The sequence below is a fragment of the Rahnella woolbedingensis genome (assembly GCF_003602095.1).
GTDB lineage: Bacteria > Pseudomonadota > Gammaproteobacteria > Enterobacterales > Enterobacteriaceae > Rahnella > Rahnella woolbedingensis.
In genome coordinates, this window is sequence record NZ_RAHH01000025.1 from 1 (window position 1) to 17413 (window position 17413).

10 protein-coding genes and 1 pseudogene are annotated in these 17413 nt (G+C 54.1%); 9 read left to right on the plus strand and 2 right to left on the minus strand.

Annotation, left to right across the window (positions count from 1 at the left end; translation table 11 throughout):
• Positions 1 to 136: 136 nt before the first annotated feature.
• Positions 137 to 1708 carry a galactarate dehydratase gene (gene garD / locus D6C13_RS18915; RefSeq protein WP_120134229.1) on the minus strand — a complete coding sequence of 524 codons (1572 nt, stop codon included), beginning with the start codon at positions 1706 to 1708 and terminating at the stop codon, positions 137 to 139.
• 551 nt (positions 1709 to 2259) lie between these two features.
• On the opposite strand from garD, the gene D6C13_RS18920 reads away from it, so the two are divergent.
• From D6C13_RS18920 to D6C13_RS18940, 5 genes and pseudogenes are all read left to right on the plus strand, one after another.
• Positions 2260 to 3606 carry an MFS transporter gene (locus D6C13_RS18920; RefSeq protein ID WP_120134293.1) on the plus strand — a complete coding sequence of 449 codons (1347 nt, stop codon included), beginning with the start codon at positions 2260 to 2262 and terminating at the stop codon, positions 3604 to 3606.
• A 61-nt stretch (positions 3607 to 3667) separates the two neighbouring features.
• Positions 3668 to 4438 (plus strand): 2-dehydro-3-deoxyglucarate aldolase, encoded by a 771-nt coding sequence (gene garL / locus D6C13_RS18925; protein ID WP_120134230.1) that lies wholly within the window; start codon positions 3668 to 3670, stop codon positions 4436 to 4438.
• Positions 4439 to 4472: 34 nt separating this feature from the next.
• Positions 4473 to 5360, plus strand: a pseudogene (gene garR, locus D6C13_RS18930) (2-hydroxy-3-oxopropionate reductase); the annotation flags it as partial.
• Positions 5361 to 5480: 120 nt separating this feature from the next.
• Entirely contained in the window at positions 5481 to 6620 is a 1140-nt protein-coding gene (locus D6C13_RS18935) for a glycerate kinase (protein ID WP_120134232.1), read from the plus strand.
• A 117-nt stretch (positions 6621 to 6737) separates the two neighbouring features.
• Positions 6738 to 8045, plus strand: a complete 1308-nt coding sequence (locus D6C13_RS18940; protein ID WP_120134233.1) for an amino acid deaminase — start codon at positions 6738 to 6740, stop codon at positions 8043 to 8045.
• Between the two features lie 74 nt (positions 8046 to 8119).
• Here the strand turns inward: D6C13_RS18940 and barA are convergent, their stop codons facing one another.
• Positions 8120 to 10870 carry a two-component sensor histidine kinase BarA gene (gene barA, locus D6C13_RS18945; RefSeq protein WP_120134234.1) on the minus strand — a complete coding sequence of 917 codons (2751 nt, stop codon included), beginning with the start codon at positions 10868 to 10870 and terminating at the stop codon, positions 8120 to 8122.
• 64 nt (positions 10871 to 10934) lie between these two features.
• On the opposite strand from barA, the gene rlmD reads away from it, so the two are divergent.
• The 4 genes from rlmD to pyrG all read left to right on the plus strand — a co-directional run bounded on the left by rlmD (position 10935) and on the right by pyrG (position 17413).
• Positions 10935 to 12299 (plus strand): 23S rRNA (uracil(1939)-C(5))-methyltransferase RlmD, encoded by a 1365-nt coding sequence (rlmD, locus tag D6C13_RS18950; protein ID WP_120134235.1) that lies wholly within the window; start codon positions 10935 to 10937, stop codon positions 12297 to 12299.
• A gap of 9 nt (positions 12300 to 12308) precedes the next feature.
• Entirely contained in the window at positions 12309 to 14546 is a 2238-nt protein-coding gene (relA, locus tag D6C13_RS18955; RefSeq protein ID WP_120134236.1) for a GTP diphosphokinase, read from the plus strand.
• 77 nt (positions 14547 to 14623) lie between these two features.
• Positions 14624 to 15427, plus strand: a complete 804-nt coding sequence (mazG, locus tag D6C13_RS18960; protein WP_120134237.1) for a nucleoside triphosphate pyrophosphohydrolase — start codon at positions 14624 to 14626, stop codon at positions 15425 to 15427.
• Between the two features lie 348 nt (positions 15428 to 15775).
• Positions 15776 to 17413 carry a glutamine hydrolyzing CTP synthase gene (gene pyrG, locus D6C13_RS18965; RefSeq protein WP_120134238.1) on the plus strand — a complete coding sequence of 546 codons (1638 nt, stop codon included), beginning with the start codon at positions 15776 to 15778 and terminating at the stop codon, positions 17411 to 17413.

The following is a 17413-nucleotide window of genomic DNA, read 5'->3' on the forward strand; positions in this document are numbered from 1 at the left end:
GCAGGGATAAACTGAGAGGGGAGTCACAAAGAATTCTTATTTAAGCAGGAGTGAAATATATGCATGTTTTGCACAAAAAAATGCCCACTGTGGTTTGCACGGTGGGCATTTTTGCTCAGATGAGATAGCCGGAAACTCAGGTCACCGGTGCCGGGTTAAATACCGCCAGCGCATTGTGGATACCCCAGGTGTCTGACCAGGTTTTCTTGCGGCCGCTGGCGATATCGAGGATAAAGTGGAACAGCTCCCAGCCGACGTCTTCGATAGTTGCATCACCGGTTGCAATCGTCCCGGCGTTGATGTCCATCAGGTCATGCCAGCGGTTAGCCAGTGTGGTGCGGGTCGCCATTTTGATTACCGGTACGGCCAGCAGGCCATAAGGCGTACCGCGTCCGGTGGTAAAGACCTGAACGGTGATACCTGAAGCCAGTTGCTGCGTGCCGCAGACAAAATCACTGGCGGGCGTTGCGGCGAAGATCAGCCCCTTTTTGGTCGGACGCTGACCCGGTGACAACACTTCAGAAATCGCGCTGGTGCCGGATTTCGCAATCGATCCAAGCGCTTTTTCAACCACGTTCGCCAGTCCGCCTTTTTTGTTGCCCGGAGACGGGTTGGCGCTGCGGTCAGTCTGGCCCATAGACAGATAATCATCGTACCAGGCCATCTCTTCCAGCAGGCGTTTGCCGACGCTGACATCCGCAGCACGCGGGGTGAGCAGATGGATTGCGTCGCGCACTTCGGTCACTTCCGAGAACATGACGGTCGCGCCGCAGCGTACCAGCAAATCTGATGCGTATCCGACCGCCGGGTTGGCGGTCACGCCGGAAAACGCATCGCTGCCGCCACACTGAGTACCGACCACCAGATCAGACGCCGGGCAGGTTTCGCGCTGGCGGCGGTTCAGGCGTTCCAGATGGAATTGTGCGACGGTCAGGATATCGTCGACCATCGACTGGAAGCCGACGTGCTGTTCATCCTGCAAACGCACAATGTGGGTGTCGTCGAGCGAAATAGCCTGCACGTCCGGCGTACCTTCCAGCAAGCGTTCCGGCTGCAACTTCTCGCAACCTAAGCCGACAACCATGACTTCGCCGCCAAAGTTCGGGTTCAGCGCCAGATTGTGGATCGTGCGGATAGGAATCACCGCTGCCGGAGCGTTAATCGCCACGCCGCAGCCGTATAGATGGTTCAGCGCGACAACGCCGTCGACGTTAGGGAATTTCGGCAGTAAATCGCGCTCGATAATTTTCACCACGTAATCAACCACGCCCGCTACGCAATGCACGCTGGTGGTAATGCCGAGCAGGTTTTTTGTGCCTACGCTGCCGTCTTCATTGCGATAGCCTTCAAACGTGTAGCCCTCAAGCTTCGGTAAGGCCGGGGGAACGCGTGTCGCCAGCGGCAGGCTGGCGAGCTCCGGTGCAACGGGCAATTCGACCAGCGATTCGTCAATCCAGCTGCCTTGCGGGATTCCCCTCACGGCATAACCGATGACTTCACCATAACGAATAATATCGCCACCTTTGGCAATAGGATCTAAAGCAACTTTATGGCCTTGCGGAATATGCTCAATTAATTCCAGACCATTAGAAAACCGGGTGCCGGCTTTTAAACCGTTATCGTTCACAATAATGGCAACGTTGTCGCTTTCATGGACCTTAATGAAAAGCGCTTCGGTTGCATGTTCTTTATCTTTATTACGTGACATAACTGTCTCCGCGTTTATTAAACATCCCGGACCAAAACGGTCCGGTTAATTCTCTGAAGTTGACGCTTAACGACGTTTCTCAAAAACATGCTCTGGCAATACAGGGTATGACGCTCATTATAAGACAGTCTTCCCCGAATCTCATTGTGCAACTGACCAGCTTTTTACCGGTTTAACATCATTCTGTGGGGCAGGTGACAGAATAAATGTGATGAATATCACCCTTTGCTTTGCGCGGTTATAGACGCAATGCAATCTGTGATTCCCCTCCCATCTTGATGTGTGAATGCAAAAGAATACTCGCAATAATCTGCTATATTCTTGGGCGAATGCACAGTGTTATTTCGGGGGCTCTTTTTTATACTGTATTGGCCCTCTGAAGGTGACGTTTAAAGTAATACAGGTAGATTTCATATAAAGCTTAATTAAGGGTTAATTTCCTGTTCGTATAAAAAAAGGATACGAAGAATAACGCTGGTGAGTGCCATGGCGTTATTTCAATGGCGATGAATTCCCTGAAAGAATTTTTCAATATTACAACGAAGGTCACCATGAACATTCAATCTCAGTCACGGACAATCGCGCAAAGTAAGGTACGAACTCATATTCGTTACTATATTTTGCTGATTATCTTTTTAATCACGGCGGTGAACTATGCTGACCGTGCAACGCTTTCCATTGCAGGGACCGAAGTCGCGCGTGAGCTGGGGCTTGATGCTGCGGATATGGGGCAAATCTTTGCGGCATTCGGCTGGGCCTATCTGATTATGCAACTGCCGGGCGGATGGCTGCTGGACCGCTTTGGTTCGAAAAGGGTGTATACCTACAGCCTGTTTTTCTGGTCATTGTTTACCTTGTTACAGGGTTTTGTCGGCTGGTTCCCGCTGGCGTATGGTGCCCTGACGCTGTTCATCCTGCGCTTTATGCTGGGATTTTCCGAAGCGCCTTCTTTTCCGGCTAACGCCCGAATTGTCGCGGCCTGGTTCCCGACCACAGAACGCGGCACCGCCTCGGCGATTTTTAACTCCGCACAATATTTTTCCCTGGCCCTGTTCTCACCGTTACTCGGCTGGCTGACCTACGCCTGGGGCTGGGAGCATGTCTTCATCGTCATGGGTGTGATGGGTTTTGTGCTGACGCTGGTGTGGATCAAATTTATCCATAACCCACCTGAGCATCCGAATATTTCCAAAAGCGAGCTGGAGTTTCTCAAAGAAGGTGGCGCGGTAGTAGATATCGACCACAAGAAAACCGACACCGCGAAAAGTGGCCCGAAATGGAGCTACGTACGCCAGATGTTGAGCAGCCGCATGATGCTTGGGATCTTCTTCGGTCAGTATTTCATTAACAGTATTACGTGGTTCTTCCTGACCTGGTTCCCGATTTATCTGGTTCAGGAAAAGGGCATGTCTATTCTTAAAGTGGGGATGATTGCCGCAATCCCGGCGCTGTGTGGATTTGCTGGCGGCGTGCTGGGTGGCGTGTTTTCGGATTTCCTGATCAGACGCGGTTACTCGCTGACCGTGGCGCGTAAAGTCCCTATCGTTCTGGGCATGTTGTTAGCCACCAGCATCATCTTGTGTAACTACACCGATAACAACGCACTGGTCGTCACCCTGATGGCGCTGGCGTTCTTTGGCAAAGGCTTTGGTGCGCTGGGCTGGCCGGTGATTGCTGATACCGCACCGAAAGAAGTCATCGGCCTGTGCGGAGGCATCTTCAACGTGTTCGGTAACGTGGCCTCTATCGTGACGCCGCTGGTTATCGGCTACATGGTGAAAGGGCTGCATTCATTCAATATGGCATTAATTTTTGTGGGCTGTTCAGCACTGATGGCGATGCTTTGCTATCTGCTGGTCGTCGGCGATATCAAACGCCTGGAACTTAAGAAACAGTAAATTTTGATGCGGGCATTCCGGACTTCCGGCTCTGCCCCTTTGATGAGGTCAGATATCAGATATGAGTAATCAAATGATTCCAAACCGCTTTCGCCAGGCCTTGCTGCAAGGAAAAACGCTGATTGGTTGCTGGTCAGCCCTGTGCAGCCCGATTACTACCGAAGTGCTCGGTGTGGCGGGCTTTGACTGGCTGCTGCTCGATGGCGAACACGCGCCGAATGATGTGACCACTTTTGTACCGCAGCTGATGGCGCTGAAAGGCAGCCGCAGCGCGCCGGTGGTTCGTCCGCAATTTAATGATCCGGTAGTGATAAAGCGTCTGCTGGATATCGGTTTCTATAACTTCCTGATCCCTTTCGTGGAAACGCAGGAACAAGCTGAACTGGCCGTGGCATCGACGCGTTATCCGCCCGCGGGCATCCGTGGCGTGTCTGTTTCGCATCGCAGCAACATGTTCGGCACCGTGCCGGATTACTTCACCAGCATCAACGACAATATCGCGGTGATGGTGCAAATCGAGAGCCAGCAGGGCGTTGATAACCTGGATGCCATTGCGGCAGTTGACGGCATCGATGGCATTTTCGTCGGGCCAAGTGATCTCGCCGCAGGGATGGGGCATCTCGGTAACGCCGGGCACCCAGACGTACAGGCCGCCATCCGCCACATCTTTGCGCGTGCCAAAGCGCACGGCAAAGCCAGCGGGATCCTGGCGCCGGTTGAAGCCGATGCCCGCCGCTATCTGGAGTGGGGCGCGACCTTCGTGGCCGTCGGCAGTGATTTAGGCGTTTTCCGCGCAGGTACGCAGGCGCTTTGCGATCGCTTCACCAAGTGATCCGCTCTCATAACATCAAAAAACAGAGGATACCGGAATGAAAATTGGCTTTATTGGTTTAGGCATCATGGGCAAGCCTATGAGCAAAAACCTGCTGAAAGCAGGTTATGAGCTGGTGGTGATGGATCGCAATCTCGATACCGTCGGTGAAATCGTCAAACTGGGTGCGACGGCGGCAGATACCCCAAAAGCCGTGGCTGCGGTTTCTGACGTTATTATCACCATGCTGCCAAACTCGCCGCAGGTGAAAGAAGTGGCGCTGGGCGAAAACGGTCTGATTGAAGGCGCGCGTCCGGGCACTATTTTCATCGACATGAGTTCTATCGCACCGCTGGCCAGCCGTGAAATCAGTCAGGCGCTGGCCGCTAAGCAAATCTCGATGCTCGATGCACCGGTCTCCGGCGGAGAGCCCAAAGCCATCGACGGCACCATGTCTGTCATGGTGGGCGGGGACAAAGCCGTGTTCGATAAATGCTTTGAGATCATGAAAGCGATGGCGGGTTCTGTGGTACATACCGGTGACATCGGCGCAGGTAACGTGACCAAACTGGCGAACCAGGTGATTGTGGCGCTTAACATTGCGGCAATGTCCGAAGCGCTGGTGCTGGCGACCAAAGCGGGCGTGGATCCTGAGTTAGTTTTCCAGGCAATTCGTGGCGGACTGGCGGGCAGCACCGTGCTGGAAGCGAAAGCGCCGATGGTGATGGATCGCAACTTCAAACCGGGTTTCCGTATTGATTTGCACATCAAAGATTTAGCTAACGCACTGGACACCTCACACGGCGTCGGCGCGCAACTGCCTCTGACCTCGCTAGTCATGGAAATGATGCAGGCACTGAAAGCGGATGGTCACGGGCAATCTGACCATAGCGCCATTGCACGCTATTATGAAACCTTAGCGAAGGTTGAAGTTACCCGTTAGTCTGCGGCGGCAGCGCGACCCTGAGCTGAGCCTCGCGTCGCGTTGCCCTTCAGGCAGGATGCAAAACTGACAGGACGCTTTTCCACATCGGCGCGTGCAGTTTATGAAGGTAATGACTTTATGAAAATAGTGATCGCACCGGATTCATACAAAGAAAGTTTGTCTGCTTTGGATGTGGCAAAAGCCATCGAAAGTGGTTTCCGTGAGATTTTCCCCGAGGCGGAATACGTCAAACTGCCCGTGGCCGATGGCGGAGAAGGCACTGTTGAGGCGATGGTGGCGGCTACAGGAGGCCGCGTCGTTAAAGTGAATGTCACCGGACCGTTGGGAAAACCCATCGAAGCGTTCTTCGGTTTGTCAGGTGATGAGAAAATCGCTTTTATCGAAATGGCAGCGGCCAGCGGGCTGGAAAGCGTTCCGCCTGCGCAACGTAATCCGCTGAAAACCACGTCTTACGGTACGGGTGAACTGATCCATTCAGCGCTCGATCATGGCGTGAAACACTGCATTATTGGCATTGGCGGCAGTGCAACCAATGACGGCGGCGCGGGCATGATGCAGGCGCTCGGCGCAAAACTGCTGACCAAAGAGGGCAGTCAGATTGGGCAGGGTGGCGGCGAGCTGGAAAAGCTGCATCACATTGATATCAGCGGTCTGGATGAAAGAATAAAAAAATGTCGGTTTGAAGTCGCGTGTGACGTGACCAATCCGCTGACCGGTAAGGACGGCGCGTCTGCCATCTTTGGCCCGCAAAAAGGCGCGACACCGGAGATGATCGAACAGCTCGATGGCTATCTGCATCATTATGCACAGGTGATCAAAAAGGATCTGGGCATTGATGTTGAACATGTACCCGGCGCAGGCGCGGCGGGCGGCATGGGCGCGGCACTTTACGGATTCTGTCATGCGGAATTACGTCAGGGGATTGAGATCGTCACCGATGCGCTCGGGCTGGATGAGCTGGTGAAAGATGCAACGCTTGTGATCACCGGCGAAGGGCGTATCGACAGCCAGAGCGTGAACGGCAAAGTGCCGATTGGTGTGGCGCGGGTGGCGAAGCGCTATAACAAACCGGTGATTGGTATTGCCGGCAGTCTGACCAAAGATGTGGATGTGGTTTATGACCACGGGCTGGACGCTGTTTTCAGTGTGCTTTACAGCATTTGTACGCTGGATGACGCCCTGAAAAATGCCGCTGACAACCTGCGTAAATCCGCGCGGAATATTGCCGCGACCATTAAGTTATCGCAAAAACTTTAACCGGCAGCACTCAGTTAAAAAAACCGGCGTTCAGGCCTTACCTGCGCCGGTTTTTGTATTTTATTTCCGCTGTTTTTACGATAGGTTTTAGAAACATCCGCCAGAGAGAAAACACGTATGCCAGAGATTGATTTTTCACAGCAGCCGGTAAATACCCTGACCAAGGGATTGGGGCCGCTGAGCGCCGGTGCGCGCAAGGGCGATATTCGCGGGCAGGGCTGGAATATTCTGCGTGAAGACGTCAGCCTGCCGGTCGCGGTGCTGCTCGAAGAGAGAGTCGAACATAATCTTTCCTGGATGCGAGAATTTATCCAGCGCTATGAGCTGAAACTGGCACCGCACGGCAAAACTACCATGAGTCCTGAGCTGTATCAGATGCAGCTCGAATTTGGCGCGTGGGGCATTACGCTGGCGACGGCGCCGCAGGTCAACGCCGCATTCGCGCATGGCGTGCGTAAAGTGATTATGGCCAATCAGCTGGTCGGCAAAGGCAATATGGCGATGATCGCCGGGCTGATGCGTGAAGACCCGGCTTTCGATTTCACCTGCATTGTGGATTCGGCAGATAATGCCGACGCGCTCGGTCATTACTTTGCCAGCCAGCAGCTGAAACTGCGCGTGATGTTTGAATATGGTATTGCGGGCGGCAGAACCGGCATTCGCACCGACCAGCAGGAAGCCGATGTGCTGGCGGCGGTAAAACGCTGGCCGCAGTCGCTGGCGCTGGTCGGCGTCGAGCTTTACGAAGGGGTCAGCAATGACGAGGCGGTGATCCGCGGTTTTCTGCGCCACGTGATGACCCGTACACACGTGCTGGCGCAGGCCGGAGAATTCGCCGAGCCACAGGTGATATTAACCGGCGCCGGTTCCGCCTGGTTCGATGTGGTGGCAGAAGAACTGACGCGGGAAGAAACGCATCTGGATGCTGAAAAACGCTATACGCTCGATATCATTCTGCGTTCCGGCTGCTATGTGACGCACGACGTCGGCGCGTATCAGACGGCGCTCGAGCGGATGCAAACCAGTAATCCGGTGGCGCGCGAGATGAACAGCAGTTTACAGCCCGCGTTGCAGGTCTGGGCAGCGGTGCAGTCGTTGCCGGAGCCGGGCAGGGCGATTATCGCTTTCGGTAAGCGTGATGCCGGTTATGACGCCGGATACCCGAAAGCCGCCGGACACTTTCGTCCGTGCAGCGCCAAACAGGCGGGATACACCACGGTGGTGCCCGCGCCTGAAGAGTGGAAAGTGTTCTCTATGATGGATCAGCACGCGTTTATGTCGATACCGGAAAACGCCGATCTGAAAGTGGGTGACATGCTGGTTTTTGATATCAGTCATCCGTGCCTGACTTTTGACAAATGGCGTCAGCTGCTGCTGGTGAACGAGCAGTGGGATGTGACCGGCGCGGTGACGACCTGGTTCTGATCTCTGAATTTTAAAAAAACGCCCGGACTGAGCCGGGCGTTTTGCTGATCGTCGCAGGATGTTATCTCCGGCTTTTACCTCGGCAGGTAGGCTACTGCTACGCGCTTCACATTATCGATTTCATCGAGCAGTTCAAACCATTCCGGCTCCAGTGTTTCCACTTTCACGCCCTGGCGCAGCTGTTGTTCGATGTAGAAACACAGCTGTTTCAGGCGCGGCACGCCGCTGTAACTGCAACTGCCATGCAGTTTGTGGATAAGCGCCAGAATATCGTTGTCGGGTTCGCCGCGCGTGACCGCCTCAACGCGTTCTGCCACCTGCGGCAGGAACTCCACCAGCATTTGCAGCAGGTCCTGCGCCAGCGCCACTTTATTGGCCGACTGACTTAATGCCAACTGCCAGTCGAGCGTGCTGATCGGCGCAAGTTCTTCTCTGGCCTGCAACGGGGAATCCAGCTGCGTCTGGTGAGTCTGATGCCGTGACAGCACATTTTTCAGCATACTTTCATCAATCGGTTTCGACAGATAATCGTCCATACCCAGTTTCAGCAACTGCTCGCGCTCACCGCTGAGCGAGTGCGCCGTGACCGCTACCACCGGCGTTTTGGCGTGGCGCGCCATCTGATGAATGATTTCGCTGGCGCGGATACCGTCGATATCCGGCATTTGAATATCCATCAGAATAATGTCGAGATCGGTATGCCGGGCGACTTCAATCGCTTCTTCACCGCTGTGACACAGCACGGTGGTTTCTACCAGCTCTTCCAGCAACGCACCTATCAGTTTGAGGTTGGCCGGATTGTCATCCACCGCCATGGCGGTCAGCGGCAGGCGGGACGTTTTGTTCTCATCACTGTTGATCACCCGCACCGACGCCTGCTGCTCTTTCAGTAACAGTGGCAGTAAACGGATACTCGACATCGGTTTGATAAGACATGCCTCGACGCCGCGTCGTTTCAGCTCTTCGGCATCCACCTGGAACTGGCTCGGCAGCGCCAGCAACAGATGCTGGGTCATGCTGAGCACCCTTTGCAGTTTACTGTCGTAATCGGTCAGAGCCTGATCAGGTATCACCGGAATGCTGCACAGCATGATGTCGTAAGACGCGTCTGGAAGCGCTGCCAGCGTGGTGCGGTGCGTGATATCCAGCGGCGTGGCCTGCAGGATTTCCATCGTCGCTTTTGCCGCTGCGGGGTTGGCTTCGACATACGCCAGACGTTTACCTTCAAGATGACTCATTGAAACCGGCGTGATGTGGCGGTTTTCATTGAGCTCAAGCGTGACGTGGAACCAGAAGGTCGAGCCGCGGTTAATCTGGCTATAGAAACTGATATCGCCGCCCATTTCTTTGACCAGCCGCTGGGTGATCACCAGCCCTAATCCGGTACCACCGTGACGGCGTGAAATGCTGGCATCTGCCTGACGGAATGCCTGGAACAGCTGCGACTGCTGACGCTCGGAAATCCCGATGCCGGTGTCGTGAATTTGCACTTCCAGTTCAACCTGTAAATTGTTGTGAGAGCGCAGTTCCACGTTGATATCAATGTTGCCGGTTTCGGTGAATTTAATCGCATTTCCCAGCAAGTTAGTAACGACTTGCTGCATGCGCATCGGATCGCCGAGCACGTTTTCCGGCACATTGTTGTGGACATTCAGCGTCAGCTCCAGCCCTTTATCGTGAGCGGTATGCGCCAGCAAAATCACCACTTCATCGAGCATTTCACGCAGCGAGAACGGAATATGCTCCAGCACCAGTTTGCCGGCTTCCAGTTTTGAGAAATCCAGCACGTCATTAATGATAGTCAGCAGATGATTTGCCGAACGTTCAATAGTTTGCAGATAATCCGCCTGCGTCGGCGACAGCGGGGTTTTCAGCGTCTGGCGGGTAAAGCCAATCACACCGTTGAGCGGGGTACGCAGCTCGTGGGACATATTGGCCAGGAATTCAGATTTGATACGTGCTGCTTCCTGCGCACGCTTTTTCGCCAGATCCAGCTCAACGTTCTGGATTTCCATCTGCTCCAGCGTTTCACGCAGGTCTGACGTTGCCTGATCGATGTTCTGTTGCACTTCCTCGTGATACGCCGTCAGCGACATCGCCATCGAGTTGATGCCGTTTTTCAGCATGCTCAGTTCGCCCGGCATAGTGCCTTCCACGCGGCTGTCGAGTTGCCCGCGGCGGATACGGTCAACGGTATTGACCATATTGCGGATAGGGCCGGTGACGTCACGCATCAGGCGGTAAGCGAACAGTGTGGCGATACCCAGACACAGCAGCAGCAACATGGCGGAAACGAACGCTTCCTGATACTGCGCCAGTTTGACCGAACGTAAATCCAGTTCAATGGCGATGTAACCTAACGTGTGATCCGGCGAAGCGCTGAAAGACGCGTCGTCGGTTTCCGTATGGTTTTCGGCCTGAATAGGCGTGCGTAAGATCAGCACATCTCCGGAACGTTCCTTGGTGATTTCACGGGGAATATCTTCAACGCGTTTTACCTGCAACGGACTGCTGTCATGCTGAGTGGTGGAGCTGGCAAACAGTTTGTTGTCGCCATCAAACACGCTGATGCTGCGCACAATATCCGAATGATTGCGGTGCAGGCGGCTGATCAGGCGCTTAACCGGTTCGCGTTCACGGAACGTCATACCATATTCGCTCGCGACCGCCAGAGGCTCGATAATACTGGCTCCGGCTTCTGTCAGCTGATTCTGCAATTCGTTGTAGCGATGCACTACAAAGAAGGTGCTGAGCAGCAAACCGATCATTAAAGTCGGTGCCAGAATCAGGATCATCATCCGTGCGCGAAGGCTATATTTGGTCATGGGGTTCCAATGTGGGAGAATTAGCTCCAGCTAAGCTTAATAAACCAGCGTGTAATCGACAATAATGGCTCAATTCTACTCTCCGAACCGCCGCGTGACGACCCGGCAAACGATAACTGTGACCGCTACCGACCTTGATGCTTTCGGGCAGGGCGTGGCACGCCACAACGGCAAAGCCGTGTTTGTCACTGGATTACTGCCCGGTGAACAGGCAGAAGTCACTTTAACAGAAGATAAAAGTAAGTACGCCAAAGGGCGTCTGAAACGTTTGCTCACCACCAGCGCCGATCGCGTGAAACCGGTGTGTCCGCACTATTCGGTCTGCGGCGGTTGTCAGCAACAGCATGCCAGCGAAACGCTGCAACAGAGCAGCAAATCGGCATCACTGCTGCGCCTGATTGCGCGGGAAACCGGGATGGTGGCCGAGCCTCAGCCGGTGATTGCCGGTCCGCAATATGGCTACCGTCGTCGTGCGCGTCTGGGATTACAGAGAGCTGGCGCGAAACCGGGACGCAAACCGGGCAACGGTCCGCTGGTGATGGGATTTCGTCAGGAAGGTTCCAATGACCTGGTGGGGATCACCCGCTGTCCGGTACTGCGCCCGGAGCTCGAGCAACTGCTGGTGCCGGTGCAGGAATGCCTGTCCTCGCTGACGGCGGCGAAGCGCCTCGGGCATCTGGAACTGGTGCTGGCCGATAACGGTCCGCTGCTGGTGCTGCGTCATCTTGATCCACTCAGTGACGCCGACCGCGCGCGTCTGAAGACTTTTGCAGCGCAACATCAGATAACGATTTATCTGGCACCCGACAGCGACACGCTGGAGCGTTTATGCGGCGAAACACCTTATTATCAGATTGATGGTTTGAATCTGAAATTTGGTCCGCGCGATTTTATTCAGGTCAATGATGCCGTTAACCAGCAAATGGTGGCACAGGCCTTGCAATGGCTGGAACTGACTCCTGACGACAGGGTGCTGGATTTGTTCTGCGGAATGGGAAACTTCACCCTGCCGCTGGCAAAAAGAGCTAAGCAGGTTGTCGGCGTCGAAGGTGTTGCTACACTGGTGGCGAATGGGCAAGATAATGCCCGGAATAATGGATTAGAAAATGCGTCTTTCTTCCACGAAAATCTGGAGGATGACGTCAGTAAACAACCCTGGGCGGCGCAAGGATTTAATAAAATCTTGCTGGATCCGGCCCGGGGCGGCGCTGCTGGCGTGATGGCGCATATCGTTAAGCTTGCCCCGGCGCGTGTGGTGTATGTCTCTTGCAACCCCACAACATTGGCGCGGGACAGTAAAATTTTGTTGGAGGCGGGCTATCGTTTAGCTCAGGTGCGTATGCTGGATATGTTCCCGCACACCGGGCACCTTGAATCGATGGCTCTGTTTATCAACCCGTCTGACACAGGCGTTGTGTCAGAAACGTAGGGAGAGGGTATGGTTGCGGTAAGAAGTGCACATCTGAACACGGCTGGCGAGTTCGCGCTCGACGACTGGATCAACAGTTTAGGACTGTCCAGCCAGCAATCATGTGAGCGTTTAGCCGAAACCTGGCGCTACTGCGAGCAACAAACGCAGGGCCATCCTGACGCCTCGCTGCTGCTGTGGCGCGGCCTTGAGATGGTCGAAATCCTCTCGACCCTCAGCATGGATAACGACAGTATGCGCGCGGCGCTGCTGTTCCCGCTGGTTGATGACGGCGTCATCGACGAAGACACGCTGACCCAACAGTTTGGCAAAGGCATCACCGATCTGGTGCACGGCGTGCGCGATATGGACGCTATCCGCCAGCTGAAAGCCACGCAAAACGACTCCATGGCCTCCGAACAGGTGGACAACGTCCGCCGCATGTTGCTGGCGATGGTGGAAGATTTCCGCTGCGTGGTGCTCAAACTTGCCGAACGTATCGCGCACCTGCGTGAAGTGAAAGATGCGCCGGAAGAAGAACGTGTCCTGGCAGCGAAAGAATGTACTAATATCTACGCGCCGCTGGCCAACCGTCTGGGTATTGGCCAGCTGAAATGGGAGCTGGAAGATTTTTGCTTCCGTTATCTGCACCCTGATGAATACAAACGCATTGCCAAACTGCTGCACGAGCGTCGTATCGACCGTGAGCAGTACATCGACGACTTTGTGTCGACGGTAAAAAATGCGATGGCGGAAGAGGGCATCAAAGTTGATGTCTATGGCCGCCCGAAACATATCTACAGCATCTGGCGCAAGATGCAGAAAAAATCCCTGTCCTTCGACGAACTCTTCGACGTGCGTGCCGTGCGTATCGTGGTGGAGCGTTTGCAGGATTGCTACGCCGCGTTAGGGATTGTGCACACCCATTTCCGCCATCTGCCGGATGAGTTTGACGATTACGTCGCTAACCCGAAACCCAACGGTTATCAGTCGATTCACACCGTGGTATTAGGCCCGCGCGGTAAAACGCTGGAAGTGCAAATCCGTACCCGACAGATGCATGAAGATGCCGAGTTGGGCGTCGCGGCGCACTGGAAATACAAAGAAGGCACGGCGGTGGTCGGTGGCCGCAGCGGGGGTTACGAAGGGCGCATCGCCTGGCTGCGTAAACTTATCGCGTGGCAGGAAGAAATGGCCGATTCGGGCGAAATGCTCGACGAAGTGCGCAGCCAGGTCTTCGACGACCGCGTGTACGTGTTTACGCCAAAAGGCGACGTTATCGATCTGCCGATGGGTTCCACGCCGCTCGACTTCGCTTACCACATCCACAGCGATGTGGGTCACCGTTGTATCGGGGCGAAAATCGGCGGGCGCATTGTGCCGTTTACCTATCAGTTGCAGATGGGTGACCAGATTGAAATCATCACCCAGAAGCACGCGAACCCAAGCCGCGACTGGCTGAACCCGAGCCTCGGTTACGTCACGACCAGCCGCGGACGCTCAAAAATTCAAAACTGGTTCCGTAAACAGGATCGCGATAAAAACATTATTGCCGGTAAGCAAATCCTCGATGACGAGCTGGACAGGCTGGATATCAGCATCAAAGATGCCGAGAAACTGCTGCTGCCGCGCTATAACGTCAACTCGCTGGATGAAGTGCTGGCGGCGATTGGCAACGGCGATATCCGCATCAACCAGATGGTCAACTTCCTGCAATCGCAGCTGAAAAAGCCGAGCGCGGAAGAACTGGATAAAGAAGCGCTGCGCCAGCTGACGCAGAAAACCACGCCGCCGCCGACCCGCACTAAGGATAATGGCCGCGTAGTGGTGGAAGGCGTCGGCAATCTGATGCACCACATTGCGCGCTGCTGCCAGCCGATCCCGGGCGACGAAATCGTCGGTTACATCACGCAGGGCCGCGGGATTTCAATCCACCGCGCCGATTGTGATCAGCTGGAAGATTTACGCTCGAATGCGCCGGAACGTGTGGTGGACGCCGTATGGGGCGAAAGCTACTCCAGCGGTTATTCGCTGGTGGTGCGTGTGGTGGCCAACGACCGCAGCGGTCTGCTGCGTGATATCACCACCATTCTGGCTAACGAAAAAGTCAACGTGCTCGGCGTGGCCAGCCGCAGCGATACGCGGCAACAGCTGGCGACCATCGATATGGACATCGAAATCTACAACCCGCAGGTGCTGGGACGCGTGATCGCCAAACTGAACCAGTTACCGGATGTGATCGAAGCCAAGCGACTTCATGGCAGCTGATCACTCTCTTAGAAGGCCCGCCAGTCGGGCCTTTTCTTTATTGTTTTTGACTCCTCTATTTAAAACGGACAGATCCCATGACCGACTCTTCTTTGCAACGCCTGCTCACCATTATGAAAACCCTGCGCGACCCTCAAGCGGGCTGCCCGTGGGATAAAGAGCAAACGTTCGAAACTATCGCCCCGTACACGCTGGAAGAAACCTATGAAGTGCTGGATGCCATCGCCCGCAAAGATTACGACGATGTTCGCGACGAGCTGGGTGATTTACTTTTTCAGGTGGTGTTCTACGCGCAAATGGGCAGTGAGCAGGGGCTGTTTGAATTTGACGATATCTGCAATGCTATTTCAGACAAATTAGAGCGCCGTCATCCGCAAATTTTCGGCAACGAAGCGGCCTGGGCGAAAGATGCCAGCAGCAAAGATGTACTGGTGAAATGGGAAGCGCGCAAGGCGCAGGAACGCGCGGAAAAATCTCTGCATTCAGCGCTGGATGATATTCCCTCCGCACTGCCAGCGCTGATGAAGGCGCACAAAATTCAGAAGCGCTGTTCGAATGTCGGGTTTGACTGGACCACACTCGGACCGGTACTCGACAAAGTGTATGAAGAAATCGACGAAGTGATGTTTGAAGCGCGTCAGGCGGTGATCGACGAAGAAAAGCTCGGTGAGGAAATCGGCGATCTGCTGTTTGCCACCGTTAATCTGTCCCGCCATTTAGGCCATAAAGCAGAAGATGCGTTACAGGCTGCCAACCGCAAGTTTGAGCGTCGTTTCCGTCAGGTCGAAGAAATTATCCGCGGAAAAGGCTTAAACATGGAAGATGCTACACTTGACCAGATGGAAGCCGCCTGGCAGCAGGTGAAAAAATCGGAAGGCTGAGTTCGCTCTCCGACTTTGATCGGAAACAAGGTCTGGCGCGGCTGAAACGGTTAAGCTCAGTGTTATTCAGCAGCTGAAAGGCTGCACTGAGCGCAGTAAAGTCCAACAAATTGAAATCTAAGATGTTTTAGTGGTTCATGCGAACAACTCAGCACTTTTCTGAAGTTAACTGATTGTTTTTGAAAGAATGAGAGAAATGGGCTGGTAGGGTTATCCCTTCTTAACTGACGGTAAGGAAAACGATGATGGGCAGCAAAACGTTTATTTGTGGCGCACACAAGGTTCCGGTATACTGTTTTCCCGTCTTGGTTACTCCATCATCTTTAAACCTAACCTCTCAGGTTCAGCATGACAACTAATTATATTTTTGTGACCGGCGGGGTCGTATCCTCTCTGGGTAAAGGCATTGCCGCAGCCTCTCTGGCGGCTATTCTCGAAGCCCGTGGCCTCAACGTCACTATCATGAAACTGGACCCGTATATCAACGTGGATCCGGGTACGATGAGCCCAACTCAACACGGCGAAGTCTTCGTAACAGAAGATGGCGCTGAGACCGATCTCGATCTGGGTCACTACGAGCGTTTCATCCGCACCAAGATGACCCGCCGCAACAACTTCACCACGGGCCGTATTTATTCCGACGTGCTGCGCAAAGAGCGCCGTGGCGATTATCTCGGCGCAACCATTCAGGTTATCCCGCACATCACCAACAACATTAAAGAACGCATCATTGAAGGCGGCGAAGGCCACGATGTCGTGCTGGTGGAAATTGGCGGTACTGTCGGTGATATCGAATCCCTGCCGTTCCTGGAAGCGATTCGTCAGATGGCGGTTGAAGTGGGTCGCGAGCACACGCTGTATATGCATCTGACGCTGGTGCCTTACATGGCCGCTGCCGGTGAAGTCAAAACCAAACCAACTCAACACTCTGTAAAAGAACTGCTGTCTATCGGTATCCAGCCAGACGTGCTGATCTGCCGTTCTGACCGCGCAGTACCTGCCAACGAACGTGCGAAAATTGCCCTGTTCTGTAACGTGCCGGAAAAAGCGGTTATTTCTCTTAAAGATGTTGATTCCATTTATAAAATCCCGGCGCTGTTGAAATCTCAGGGTCTGGACGATTATATTTGTAAACGTTTCAGCATCAACGCTCCTGAAGCTAATCTGGCTGAGTGGGAGCAGGTTGTTTACGAAGAAGCCAATCCGGGCGGTGAAGTCACCATCGGTATGGTCGGTAAGTACATTGAGCTGCCAGATGCGTATAAATCTGTGATTGAAGCGCTCAAACACGGTGGCCTGAAAAACCGTCTGACCGTGAACATTAAACTTATCGACTCTCAGGATGTCGAAACCCGTGGTGTCGAAGTGCTGAAAGGCCTGGACGCTATCCTTATCCCGGGCGGCTTCGGCTACCGTGGTGTAGAAGGGAAAGTGGCGACGGCGCGTTATGCACGTGAAAATAACATCCCTTATCTGGGCATTTGTCTGGGTATGCAGGTTGCACTGATTGAGTTCGCCCGTAACGTTGCGGGTATGGAGAACGCCAACTCCACCGAATTTGTGCCAGACTGTAAGTTCCCGGTGGTTGCACTTATCACCGAATGGCGTGATGAAGAAGGGAACGTCGAAGTACGTTCTGAAGACAGTGATTTAGGCGGTACCATGCGTGTGGGTGGGCAGCAATGCCACCTGAACGACGGTAGCCTGGTTCGTGAGATGTACGGCGAACCGACAATAGTTGAACGCCATCGTCACCGTTACGAAGTGAACAATATGCTGCTGAAACAAATCGAAGCCGCAGGTTTACGCGTAGCCGGTCGCTCTGGCGATAAGCAACTGGTGGAGATTATTGAGTTGCCTAACCATCCGTGGTTTGTAGCTTGCCAGTTCCATCCAGAATTTACGTCAACGCCGCGTGATGGTCATCCGTTGTTTGCAGGCTTTGTGAAGGCTGCCGGTGAGTATCAGAAGCGTCAGGTAAAATAA